At 69.4% G+C, this 11824-nt stretch carries 9 protein-coding genes; 1 reads left to right on the forward strand and 8 read right to left on the reverse strand.

The window, feature by feature from the left end:
* Positions 1-622: 622 nt before the first annotated feature.
* From ABIC63_RS29585 to ABIC63_RS29620, 8 genes are all read right to left on the reverse strand, one after another.
* Positions 623-2695: an ABC-F family ATP-binding cassette domain-containing protein gene (locus ABIC63_RS29585; RefSeq protein ID WP_354322421.1), complete on the reverse strand. Its 2073-nt coding sequence runs from the start codon at positions 2693-2695 to the stop codon at positions 623-625.
* Positions 2692-3579 carry a 50S ribosomal protein L3 N(5)-glutamine methyltransferase gene (gene prmB, locus ABIC63_RS29590; RefSeq protein ID WP_354322422.1) on the reverse strand — a complete coding sequence of 296 codons (888 nt, stop codon included), beginning with the start codon at positions 3577-3579 and terminating at the stop codon, positions 2692-2694. Before prmB ends, ABIC63_RS29585 begins: the two co-directional genes overlap by 4 nt.
* Positions 3572-4741: a succinyl-diaminopimelate desuccinylase gene (gene dapE, locus ABIC63_RS29595; protein ID WP_354322423.1), complete on the reverse strand. Its 1170-nt coding sequence runs from the start codon at positions 4739-4741 to the stop codon at positions 3572-3574. Before dapE ends, prmB begins: the two co-directional genes overlap by 8 nt.
* A 262-nt stretch (positions 4742-5003) precedes the next feature.
* Entirely contained in the window at positions 5004-6158 is a 1155-nt protein-coding gene (locus tag ABIC63_RS29600) for a PilT/PilU family type 4a pilus ATPase (protein ID WP_294365913.1), read from the reverse strand.
* Between the two features lie 83 nt (positions 6159-6241).
* Positions 6242-7075 carry a 2,3,4,5-tetrahydropyridine-2,6-dicarboxylate N-succinyltransferase gene (gene dapD / locus ABIC63_RS29605; protein WP_017760573.1) on the reverse strand — a complete coding sequence of 278 codons (834 nt, stop codon included), beginning with the start codon at positions 7073-7075 and terminating at the stop codon, positions 6242-6244.
* 45 nt (positions 7076-7120) lie between these two features.
* On the reverse strand, positions 7121-8329 hold the full coding sequence (gene dapC / locus ABIC63_RS29610; RefSeq protein ID WP_354322424.1) for a succinyldiaminopimelate transaminase: 1209 nt from the start codon (positions 8327-8329) through the stop codon (positions 7121-7123).
* Between the two features lie 47 nt (positions 8330-8376).
* Positions 8377-9693, reverse strand: a complete 1317-nt coding sequence (locus ABIC63_RS29615; protein WP_354322425.1) for an FAD-dependent oxidoreductase — start codon at positions 9691-9693, stop codon at positions 8377-8379.
* Between the two features lie 4 nt (positions 9694-9697).
* Positions 9698-10684, reverse strand: a complete 987-nt coding sequence (locus tag ABIC63_RS29620; protein ID WP_354322426.1) for a Bug family tripartite tricarboxylate transporter substrate binding protein — start codon at positions 10682-10684, stop codon at positions 9698-9700.
* Between the two features lie 123 nt (positions 10685-10807).
* Here ABIC63_RS29620 and ABIC63_RS29625 point away from each other — a divergent pair, with 123 nt between their 5' ends.
* A complete protein-coding gene (locus ABIC63_RS29625; protein ID WP_354322427.1) occupies positions 10808-11695 on the forward strand; it encodes a LysR family transcriptional regulator in 888 nt (295 codons plus the stop codon).
* Positions 11696-11824 lie beyond the last annotated feature (129 nt).

Consider the following 11824-nt stretch of genomic DNA (forward strand, 5'->3'; position numbering starts at 1 on the left):
GGTCTGAAGCTACCGCCGATGCCTGTCGATGTCCCTACATCCCGGCTCCTCGCCCTTTCTTACGGTTTGGTTGATGGAAACCAAACCATACAAGCTTGTCGAAGGGCGTTGATCCCCACGTGCCCTGGCTTCGACAGGCTCAGCCCGAACGGTTGTTGGGTGAGCCGACCTGCGCTTTTTCAGCCCGAACGGCTGGCGGGTGAATGGGTCTGCGTTGTCTTCAAGGACACCAAAGGCGAGTACCACGCCCGATCACCCTGGAGCCAGCCCCGGCCCGCCCGGCCGCCTCGCCCTCAGGATGCGCCGAGGCGCGCAGCCGGATGAGCGAGGCCCGCGGCCCCCGCGGGCCGGTCGTGACTGACTCGCGGCGTTTGTTCGAGCGCAGCGCGAAGCGCGTAGCGAGTTACGCCGCGCGCTCATCCGGCGAGCACCGCAGGTTCCGCGAGCGTTCAGCGAGCGGCGCAGCCTGTGGGCGAGGCGGCCGGGCGGGCCGGGGCTGGCGGAGCGTCCAGCGTCCCGAATCGAGCAGGCGCATCACACAGGGTGTCGTCCGCCCCAATGCTCGATCAGCCCGCGCTACCGAGTCATCGACGATCGGCACCCCTTTTGCGCGCACCTGAGCTCAGGAGCCGATGCCTTCCAGCGCCTCGGACAGTTCCAGCCAGCGCTCCTCCATCGCCTCGATCTCGTCGCCGAGCTGCTTGAGGCGTTTGCCGGCTTCCGCGATCTCCGCTGGCGGCAGCGGGCTGGCGAGGCGCGCTTCCAGTGCGCTCTTCTCGGCGTTGGCCTGGGCCATGCGCTGGTCGAGACTTGCCAATTCCTTGCGCAGCGGACGACTCTGCTCGGCCAGGCGCTGGCGCTCGCGGGCGTCGTTCTGGCGCTGCGTACGGCCGTCCACGGCGGGTGCCGCCGATGTCGACACGGTGGCAGGAGAAGCGGTCGCGACGGGTGCTGTGGCGGATGCCATCGGCACCGCAGCCTTGGCAGGAGCAGGCGCTGCGGCGGCCGCGGACGCGGCCACCTCCGCCGCATTCGCCTGCTTGGCTTCTTCGCGCAATCGCTTCGATTCGTCCAGCAGATAGCGCTGGTAGTCGTCCAGGTCGCCGTCGAAGTCGCGCACCTCGCCACGGCCCACCAGCCAGAACTCATCGCACACGGTGCGCAGCAGGGCGCGGTCGTGGCTCACCAGCATCAGCGTGCCTTCGAACTCGTTCAGCGCCATGGCCAGGGCCTCGCGTGTCGCCAGATCCAGGTGGTTGGTCGGCTCGTCCAGCAGCAGCAGGTTGGGGCGCTGCCACACCATCATGGCCAGCACCAGGCGCGCCTTCTCGCCACCGCTCATGGTGCCGACCGGCTGCTTGACCATGTCGCCGCTGAAGTTGAAGCTGCCCAGAAAGCCGCGCAGGTCCTGCTCGGTGCGGGCGGCCGGCGCGGCCGAGCCCAGCTCGCGCGCCAGGCGCACCATGTGCTCCAGCGGGTTGCTGGTCTCGTGCAGCACGTCCAGCTCCTGCTGGGCGAAGTAGCCGATCGCCAGGCCCTTGCCTTCGGTCACGGTGCCCGAGACCAGCGGCAGGTCGTGCGCCACCGTCTTCACGAAGGTGGACTTGCCCTGCCCGTTGGCGCCCAGGATGCCGATGCGCTGGCCGGCCAGCACGCCGCGGCTCACGCCCGACAGGATGGTGGTGGCGCTGCCGTCTTCCTGCATGTAGCCGAAGCTCGCATCCGTGATGCTGAGCATCGGATTGGGCAGGTTGGCCGGCTCCTTGAAGCTGAAGGTGAATTCGGCCTCGGCCAGCAGCGGGGCCACGCGCTCCATGCGGGCCAACGCCTTGACCCGGCTCTGCGCCTGCTTGGCCTTGCTGGCCTTGGCCTTGAAGCGGTCGATGAACTTCTGAAGGTGGGCGATCTTTTCCTGCTGGCGTTCGTGGGCGATCTGCTGCTGCTCCATGCGCAACGCGCGCATGTCCTCGAACTTGCTGTAGTTGCCGCCGTAGCGTGTGAGCTTGGCCTGCTCGATGTGCACGGTGACGTTGGTCACGGCGTCCAGGAACTCGCGGTCGTGGCTGATGACGAGCATCGTGCCGTCGTACTTCTGCAGCCAGGCTTCGAGCCAGACCAGGGCGTCCAGGTCCAGGTGGTTGGTGGGCTCGTCCAGCAGCAGCAGGTCGCTGGGGCACATCAGCGCGCGGGCCAGTTGCAGGCGCATGCGCCAGCCGCCGGAGAAGCTGTTGACCGGCCGGTCCAGCTCGTGCAGCTTGAAGCCCAGGCCCATGATGAGGGCTTGCGCCCGCGGCACGGCGTCGTGCTCGCCGGCATCGGCGATGTCGCTGTAGGCCTGGCCCAGGGCCATGCCGGCATCGGCGTCGTCGGGATTGGCGGCATGCAGGGCCTCGGCGGTGGCGAGGGCCGCGCGGGCTTCGGCCAGGCGGGTGTCGCCGGCCACCACGAAGTCGGTGGCCGAGTCCTCAGTCTCGGGCATGTGCTGGGCCACCTGGGCCATGCGCCATTGCTTCGGGATGCTGAAGTCGCCGCCGTCCTCGTGCAGGGTGCCATTGAGGAGGGCGAACAGGGTGGACTTGCCGGCACCGTTGCGGCCGACCAGACCGACCTTCTCGCCGGGGTTGAGGGTGACGCTCGCGCTGTCGAGCAGCACCTTGGTGCCGCGGCGCAGGACGACGTTGTTCAGGATGATCATGAGTGGGCGACGAGGGCGTCGCGGGTCAGCAGCAGCACCTGGTCGTCGCCGGCGCTGGTCGAGAGCCAGACGGCCTCGAGGTGGGGAAAGGCGGCCTCGAAGAAAGGCCGCTCGTTGCCGATCTCCAGCACCAGCACGGCGTGTTCGCTCATGCGCGTGGGGGCATCGGCGAGCAGGCGGCGCACGAAGTCCATGCCGTCGGCGCCGCCGGCCAGCGCCAGTTCGGGCTCGGCGCGGTATTCCTGCGGCAGCGCGGCCATGCTGGCGGCGTTGACGTAGGGCGGGTTGCACAGGATCAGGTCGTACACGCCATCGACACCTGCCAGCCCGTCGGACTGCAGCAGACGCACGCGGGCATCGAGCTGATGACGCGCGACGTTGATGGCCGCCACTTCCAGCGCCTCGGGCGAGATGTCGGCGGCATCGACCTGCACCTCCGGCCAGGCCAGGGCGGCCAGCACGGCCAGGCTGCCGTTGCCGGTGCACAGGTCCAGCACGCGCTGCGTGTGCTCGCCCAGCCAGTTGTCGATGCTCGCGTCGGCCAGCAGTTCGGCGATGAAGCTGCGCGGCACGATGGCGCGCTCGTCCACGTAGAAGTCCACGCCCTGCAGCCAGGCCTCTTTGGTCAAGTAGGCGGCAGGCTTGCGGGTGGCGATGCGCTCGTCGACCAGCGCGCGCACCTGCGCCGCGGCGCCGGGCGCAACGGCGCGCTCGGCGTTCTCGTCCAACTGGTCCAGCGGCAGGCGCAGGCGCCACAGCACCAGCCAGGCGGCCTCGTCGAAGGCGTTGGTGGTGCCGTGGCCGAAGGCGACGCCGGCCTGGACCAGGCGCTGCTCGGCCTCCTGCACCAGGGCCATCACCGTCAGGGCGGTGTCTTCAGACATGGGCGACGGCCTCCAGCCGCTCGATGGTGCGGCGGTACATGTTCTTGAGCGTCTCGATGGCCGCGACCTCGATGTGCTCGTCTATCTTGTGGATGCTGGCGTTGACCGGGCCCAGCTCCACCACCTGCGCGCAGACCTTGGCGATGAAGCGGGCGTCGCTGGTCCCGCCGCTGGTGGAGAGCTCGGTCTCGATGCCCGCCTCGTCGCGGATGGCCGCCTGCACGGCCTCGACCAGCGCGCCCGGCGTGGTCAGGAAGGGCAGGCCGCCGATGGTCCACTTCAGGTCGTATTCGACGCCGTGCGCATCCAGCACCGACTGCACGCGCTGCTGCAGCGCCTCGGCCGTGACCTCGGTGGAGAAGCGGAAGTTGAAGTCGATGACCGCATGGCCCGGGATCACGTTGCTCGCACCCGTGCCCGCATGGATGTTGCTGATCTGCCAGCTGGTCGGCTGGAAGTAGGGGTTGGGCTTCGGGTCCCAGCCGCCGGCGGCATTGATGGCCACCAGCTCGGCCAGTGCAGGCGCGAAGGCATGCACCGGGTTCTTCGCCAGGTGCGGATAGGCGATGTGGCCCTGCACGCCATGCACCGTCAGTTTGCCGCTCATGGTGCCGCGGCGGCCGTTCTTGATCATGTCGCCGCAGCGGCTGACCGAGGTGGGCTCGCCGACGATGCAGTAGTCCAGCCGCTCGCCCCGCGCCGCCAGCTGATTGCAGACCACCACCGTGCCATCGACGCCGGGGCCTTCCTCGTCGCTGGTCAGCAGCAGGGCCAGGCGAAGCGTGGGGTCGGGATGGGCGGCCAGGAATTCCTCGATGGCGACGACGAAGGCCGCCAGCGAACTCTTCATGTCGCAGGCCCCGCGGCCGTAGAGCTTGCCGTCGCGATGCGTCGGGGTGAAGGGCGGGCTGGTCCACTGCTCCAGCGGCCCGGTGGGTACCACGTCGGTGTGGCCGGCGAAGACCAGCGTCGGCGCCGTCGGCGCGCCGCGCACCGCCCACAGGTTGGTCACGCGGAAGTCGTCGGGCCCGCTCGCGATGGTCTCGAGCGTGAAGCCCAATGGGGCCAGGCGTTCGCCCAGGATCTGCTGGCACTGCGCGTCCTCGGGCGTGACGGAAGGGCAGGCGATCAGTTCTTCGGCGAGTTGCAGGGTTCGGGTCATGGCAATGGCGGAAAGAAAGGGACGCCATGAGCTTTGGTGTCCCCGAAAAAATGGTTAGGGCACAGGCCCTTGGCGCGAGCGATCCGGCGCGCGGACGAAAGCGCCAGAAGCCGCAATTTATCGAGTCATCAGAAGGCCGCGGAGCAGGCCACCCCAGAGCACCCGAGGAACTGGCTTCGCCAGGCCTCTGGGTGCGCCCCCCTCCAAGCCGAAGGCGCCAGAGAGGGGGGAGCCGCGAAGCGGCATGGGGGGTGAACGCTCATCACCCCGGATGCACATCCAACGTGATGTCCGTGAACGTCGGCGCCTCGGTCTGCTGCATCAGCGGGGGCTCGGCCTTGCCGGGCTCGCGCGGACGGTTTTCGTTCTGCAGCCGCCACATCAGGTTCGCGGGCGAGTCGGCGTGCACCAGGGCCTCGTCGCGGCTGACCTTGCCCTCCAGCACCAGCCGGGCGATCGCTTCCTCGAAGGTCTGCGAGCCCTCGGCCATGGAGTGTTCCATGGCGTCCTTGATGCCGTCGAAGTCGCCGCGCTCGATCAGGTCGCGCACCAGCGCCGTGTTGAGCATCACCTCCACCGCCGGCACGCGCGCACCCTGCGGCGTGCGCAGCAGGCGCTGGGCGATCACGGCGCGCAGGCCGCTGGCCATGTCGTTGAGCAGCGTCGAGCGCACTTCCAGCGGGTAGAAGCTCTGGATGCGGTTGAGCGCGCGGTAAGCGTTGTTGGCATGCAGCGTGGCCAGCACCAGGTGGCCCGACTGCGCATAGGCCAGCGCGGCGCTCATGGTCTCGCGGTCGCGGATCTCGCCGATCAGGATCACGTCGGGCGCCTGGCGCAGCGCGTTCTTCAGGGCGGTCTCCAGCGTGGCCGTGTCGTGGCCCACTTCGCGCTGGTTGACCACCGACTTCTTGTTCTGGAAGGCGAACTCGATGGGCTCCTCGATGGTGAGAATGTGGCCGGGCGTGCTCTCGTTGCGCAGGTCCAGCATCGAGGCCAGCGTGGTCGACTTGCCCGAACCCGTGGCGCCGACCATCAGGATCAGCCCGCGGCGCTCCATGACCAGCGTCTTGAGCACCGGCGGCAACGCCAGCGTGTCGAAGGGCGGCACGGTCACGGGGATGAAGCGCACCACCACGGCGCAGCTGCCGCGCTGGCGCATCGCGCTCACCCGGAAGCTGCCCACGTCGCGCAGCGGCACGGCGGTGTTGAGCTCGCCGGTGCGCTCGAACTCGGCCATGCGTTTCTCGTCGATGATCTCCCGCAGCAGCTCCAGCGGCGCCGACACGGGCAGGATCTGGCCGTTGATCGGCATGCACTGGCCGTTGATGCGGATCAGCGCGGCAGCCTTCGGCGACAGGTAAACGTCGGAGGCCTGGCGTTCGGCCATCAGTCGAAGAATGCGCTCCATCGTTCCCATGGCGGCTCCAGAGTGAATGTACGGCGTGTGGTGGTGGGGCTTGCAAGAAAAAGGCCGCCCGCAGGCGGCCGCTGCCCGGCAGGTCAGTCGCGCAACAGGTCGTTCAGGCTGGTCTTGGAGCGGGTCTGCGCATCCACCGTCTTGACGATGATGGCGGCGTAGGTGCTGTAGTCCTGGCCCGACTTGGTCTTCTTGGGCAGGTTGCCGCTGATGACCACGCTGCCCGAGGGCACGCGGCCATAGCTGATCTCGCCTGTGTCGCGGTTGAAGATCGGCGTGCTCTGGCCGATGTACACGCCCATGCCCAGCACCGAGTTCTCTTCGACGATCACGCCTTCGACCACTTCGGAGCGGGCGCCGATGAAGCAGTTGTCCTCGATGATGGTCGGGTTGGCCTGCAGGGGCTCCAGCACGCCGCCCAGGCCCACGCCGCCCGAAAGGTGCACGTTCTTGCCCACCTGGGCGCAACTGCCCACGGTGGCCCAGGTGTCGACCATGGTGCCTTCGTCCACGTAGGCGCCGATGTTGACGTAGCTGGGCATCAGGATCGCGCCCTTGGCGATGTAGCTGCCACGGCGGGCGACGGCGGGCGGCACGATGCGCACGCCGGCCTGCTTCAGCTCATCGGCCGACAGGTGCGAGAACTTGGTCTGCACCTTGTCGTAGAAGCCCAGGCTGCCGGCCTGGATCTGCTCGTTGTCCTTCAGGCGGAAGGACAGCAGCACGGCCTTCTTGACCCACTGATGCACCGTCCATTGGCCCACGCCTTCGCGGGTGGCCACGCGCAGGCTGCCGTTGTTGAGCTGGACGATCACATGCTCGACCGCGTCGGCCACTTCCTTGGGGGCCTGGCTGGGGGAGAGGGCGGCGCGGTCTTCCCACGCGGCGTCGATGATCTGTTGCAGTTGCTGGGTCATTGGATTCGGACTCGAAGGGAGAGGCGAGAAGAAGTGGGGCGCGGCTCAGGCCGAAGGTGCCTGGGTGGCGAATTCGGCGATGCGGCGCGCGGCTTCGGTGCATTCGGCGGTGTCGGCCACCAGGGCCATCCGCACGCGGCCGCGGCCGGGATTGCTGCCTTGCGCCTCGCGCGCCAGGTAGCTGCCGGGCAGCACCGTCACATTGTATTGAGCGTACAGGGCGCGGGCGAAGGCCGCGTCGTCGCCGTTCCAGGCTGCGGGCACGCCGGCCCACAGGTAGAAGCTGGCGTCGGGCAGGCGCACATCCAGCACCGACTCCAGGATCGGCGTGACGGTGGCGAACTTGCGGCGGTACTGCTCGCGGTTGTCCACCACATGGGTCTCGTCGCCCCAGGCCGCGATGCTGGCGGCGGCCACGAGGCCGCTCATGGCGCTGCCGTGGTAGGTGCGGTAGAGCAGGAAGCGCTTGATGATCTCGGCGTCGCCGGCGACGAAGCCGCTGCGCAGGCCGGGCACGTTGCTGCGCTTGGAAAGCGACGTGAGCGCGATCAGCCGGCGGAAATCGCGGCCCAGCTTGGCCGCGGCTTCCAGTCCGCCCAGGGGCGGTTCGTCGCGGAAGTAGATCTCGCTGTAGCACTCGTCCGAGGCGATGACGAAGCCGTGCTCGTCCGAGAGGGCGAAGAGCTTGCGCCATTCGTCGAGCGGCATGACGGCCCCGGTCGGGTTGCCCGGCGAGCAGACATACACCAGCTGGGTCCGCTGCCACACCTCGGCCGGCACGCTGTCCCAGTCCACCGCGAAGTTGCGGGCCGGGTCGCTGGGTGCGTACCAGACGTCGGCGCCGGCCAGCAGGGCCGAGCCCTCGTAGATCTGATAGAAGGGATTGGGCGAGACGACGATGGGCCGCGGGGTGCGGCTGCTGTCGACCACCGTCTGCGCCAGCGCGAACAGCGCCTCGCGCGAGCCGTTGACCGGCAGCACCTGCGTGGCCGGATCGAGCGCCAGGCCGTAGCGCGTTTGCAGCCAATTGGTGAAGGCGGTGCGCAGCTTCAGGTCGCCGGCCGTGGCCGGATAGCCGGAGAGGGAGTCGAGGCCCTCGATCAGGGCCTGCTTGATGAAGGGCGGGGTGGGATGCTTGGGTTCGCCGATGCCCAGGCTGATGGGCGAGAAGGCGGCGCTGGGCGTGACGCCAGCAAAGAGCTGCCGCAGCCGTTCGAAGGGATAGGGCTGCAGCCTGTCGAGCAGGGGATTCATGGGCGCGGATTATCGGGGGAGGCCGACATCCAGCGCGCCTGGCCGTGTCAGGCCAGGCAGGCGCCGTCGGCCAGCAGCTGGCGCCGCAGGGCCTGCACGTCGATGGCGCGCAGGTCGGCCCCACCGTCCGCGCGCACCGCCAACGCCGCCGCCGTGCCCGCCGCCTGGCCCATCGCCATGCAGATCGTCATCACCCGCACCGCGGCCAGCGCCTCATGGGTGGCCGAGATGCCGCGGCCGGCCACCAGGGCGTTGTCCATCCCGCGCGGGATCAGGCTGCGCAGCGGGATGCGGTAGGCATGCTCCTCGCCCAGCGAGCGGTAGGTCAGCCCACCACCCGCGGCGGGGTGGATGTCGATGGGGTACGCACCCGCGGCAATCGCATCGGCGAAGGGTTCGGGCCGCAGCAGTTCTTCGGCGGTGAGCACGTGGTCGCCGGCCACGCGGCGCGTCTCGCGGATGCCGACCTGCGTGCCGAAGTTGAGCAGGCGGCCACGCTCGCAGCCCGGCAGCGCGCGCTGCAGGAAGGCCGCGGCGCGCCAGGCCTGGCGGCGGCCTTCGATCTCGGCGCGGCCCAGGGCCATCGGGTCGGTGGCGTCGATGCCCAGGCGGCTGATGTTGAACCACCCGTCGTCGGAGAACGGGTCGCGCGCCAGATGCAGCGCTGCCCGGGCCAGCTCGCCCTGCTCGAAGCCGCGGCGGGCGATGGCCTCCTTTTCTTCACTCGTCAGGGCGTCGAGCCGCGAGAAGTCGATGGGGCCGAAGCGGAACATCATGGTTGCGGGCTGCAGGGCCTCGCCATCGCCCAGTTCGAGGAAGGTGGCGCCGGCCTGCTTCATGGCGTCCATGTCGCCCGAGGTGTCGATCAGCACCTGCGGCCGAACGGTGCGCAGGCCGCCCTTGGTCAGCACGCGCACCGAGGCGATGCGCCGGCCCTCGCGCTGCACGTCCAGCAGCGTGGCATGCAGCAGCGGCTGCACGCCGGCCTCGCGCACGAGGTCGTCCAGCACCAGCTTGAGCAGCTCGGGCGCGTATTCGACGCGGTCCATCCGGTGGCCGGTGGACATGACGAAGCTGTGGTGCTCGCCCGCGCCGCCGTAGTCGCGCAGGCGCTCCACCACCTCCTGCGCCAGGCCGGCGACCACGCGGCGGCCGGCAGCCGTCTGCCAGCTGTTGAATTGGGCGACGGCCCCGGCCGTGGCGTTGCCGCCGAGGAAGCCGTAGCGCTCCATCAGCACGGTGCGGGCACCCTGGCGCGCGGCGGCCACCGCGGCCACCGTGCCGGCCACGCCGCCGCCGCAGACCAGCACGTCGGCCTCGATGGCCGGCAGGGCGTCGGCGGGCTTCGTCGTCGTCAGCGTCATCGACTCAGCCTGCCTTGATTCCACGCGATTTCACGATGTCGGCATAGCGGCGCGTCTCGGCCTGCAGGAAGCGGGCGGTGGCCTGGCGGTCCATCACCACCGGCTCCACATTGAGCATGGCGAACTTGGACTTGACCGTCTCCGAGGCCAGCACCTTGGCCAGCGCGGCTTCGAGCCGTGCCAGCCCGGCCGGCGCAATGCTGCCGTGCGGCGCCAGCAGGGCGGCCCAGCCGCGCACCTCCAGTGCCGGATAGCCCAGCGACTTGACCGTCGGCACACCCGGCAGGTCTGCCACCGGCTGCGACGACGACACTGCCAGCGCCCGCAGCTTGCCCGCCTTGATGTGCGGCGCCACGCTCGGCAGGTTGAGGAAGCCGAAGCCCAGCAGCCCGCTGATCAGGTCGGGCATGAGCGCACTTTCGCCCTTGTAGGCCACCGGCACGATCTCCGCGCCCACCTGGCCCGCGAAGATCTCCGAGGCGATGTGCGCCAGCGTGCCCGTGCCGCTGTTGCCGGCACTCAACTGCCCCGGCTTGGCCTTGGCCTGTGCCACCAGCTCCTGAATCGAGCGGATGGGCGAGCTGGCCGGCACCACCAGCACCAGCGGCTGGTCGGAGACCATGCCCACCGCGTCGAAGTCGGCGATGGGGTCGTAGCCGATCTGCGGGTTGAGCGCGGGGTTGATGACCATGCTGTTGCTGGCCATCAGCAGCGTGTGACCGTCGCGCGCCTGGGCGGCTGCCATCACGCCAATGGCGCTGCCGGCGCCGGGCTTGTTCTCGACGATCACGGCCTGGCCGAGCAGTGGCGACAACAGGTCGCCCAGCACGCGGGCCGAACTGTCCGCACCGCCGCCGGGCGCGAAGGGCACGATGATCCGCACGGTCTTGGTGGGCCAATCGGCCTGGGCGTGGGTGGTGAAGGGCAGGGCGCCCGCGCCAGAGGCGGCGAGCCAGCCGAGCGCAGCCCGGCGGGTGAATCGAATGGTCATGAACTGCGTGTCTCCGTCTTTCGCTACGGCCGGGATCATGGCCGCTTGCGCGCTTGCCGTGAAATACCAAGACGCGCGATCTGCATAACATGTCGTTATGCACGCCCAGCCCCTTTGCCGACTATGAACCTGCGCCAGATCGAAGTCTTCCGCGCCGTGATGCTGGCCGGCTCCATCACCGATGCCGCGCGGCTGCTGCATGTGTCGCAGCCGGGCATCAGCCGCATGCTGTCGCACATCGAACTGCAGCTGGGCCTCAAGCTCTTCGAGCGTGGCCGCGGCCGGCTGAGGCCGACGCCCGAGGCGCAGGCGCTGTACGAGGAGGTCGAGTCGGTCTACCGCGGCGTGCGCGGCATCGAGACGCGCGCCCAGGCCCTGCGCGACGGCACCGGCCTGCGCCTGCGCGTGCTGTGCAGCCCCAGCGCCGGGCTGGAACTGGTGCCGGGGGCCTTGCATGCGCTGTCGCAGCGCTTTCCGTCGGCGCAGCTCTACATGGAGACACTGCGTGCCCGGGAAATGGTTGGCCAGCTGGTGCACCACGAGGCCGACATCGCCATCTGCACGCTGCCGGTCACGCATCCGCTGCTCACGGCGCAGACGCTGGGGCACTGGACTATGGGCTGCGTCTTTCCGGCCGATCACGCCTTTGCTCAGCGCCGCACCGTGCGCATGGCCGACCTGCTGCGCGAACCGCTCATCGCCTTCAGCGAGGACACGCCGCAAGGGCAGCTGATGCGCCGGGCGGCGGAGAAGGCGGGACAGTCGCCGGCCTCACGCATCGAGGTGCGCTCGGGCCAGGCGGCCTGTGCGCTGGTGGCCAGCGGGGCTGGCGTTGCGCTCGTGGATGATCTGACGGCGCGGGCGTGGCAGAACGAGCTGCTGGGGTGGCGTCCGATTGCGGCGGCGCCGACGCAGCCGGTGCTGGCGGTGCGGCACGGGGCGATGCCGGCGTCGAGTCTGGGGGACGCGTTGGGGGGGTTGGTGGGGGAGCAACTGAAAGAAAAGCGTTGAGCGCGCGCTGCGAACCGTGCTGCGTTCTTGATTAGTCGGCCCTGCAAAATTCAGAGAGCCACCCAGCCGACGCGAGCGGCCCTGGCTTTGCCCACGCCCGAGGCCACTGCAAGCGAGTGCACCAGCATG

Source organism: Pseudacidovorax sp. 1753 (assembly GCF_040544975.1).
GTDB lineage: Bacteria > Pseudomonadota > Gammaproteobacteria > Burkholderiales > Burkholderiaceae_C > Xenophilus.

Coding starts and splice junctions, on each gene's coding strand:
- ABIC63_RS29585 (WP_354322421.1), bottom strand. CDS start 2,695: ATGATCATCCTGAACAACGTCGTCCTGCGCCGCGGCACCAAGGTGCTG.
- prmB (WP_354322422.1), bottom strand. CDS start 3,579: ATGTCTGAAGACACCGCCCTGACGGTGATGGCCCTGGTGCAGGAGGCC.
- dapE (WP_354322423.1), bottom strand. CDS start 4,741: ATGACCCGAACCCTGCAACTCGCCGAAGAACTGATCGCCTGCCCTTCC.
- ABIC63_RS29600 (WP_294365913.1), bottom strand. CDS start 6,158: ATGGGAACGATGGAGCGCATTCTTCGACTGATGGCCGAACGCCAGGCC.
- dapD (WP_017760573.1), bottom strand. CDS start 7,075: ATGACCCAGCAACTGCAACAGATCATCGACGCCGCGTGGGAAGACCGC.
- dapC (WP_354322424.1), bottom strand. CDS start 8,329: ATGAATCCCCTGCTCGACAGGCTGCAGCCCTATCCCTTCGAACGGCTG.
- ABIC63_RS29615 (WP_354322425.1), bottom strand. CDS start 9,693: ATGACGCTGACGACGACGAAGCCCGCCGACGCCCTGCCGGCCATCGAG.
- ABIC63_RS29620 (WP_354322426.1), bottom strand. CDS start 10,684: ATGACCATTCGATTCACCCGCCGGGCTGCGCTCGGCTGGCTCGCCGCC.
- ABIC63_RS29625 (WP_354322427.1), top strand. CDS start 10,808: ATGAACCTGCGCCAGATCGAAGTCTTCCGCGCCGTGATGCTGGCCGGC.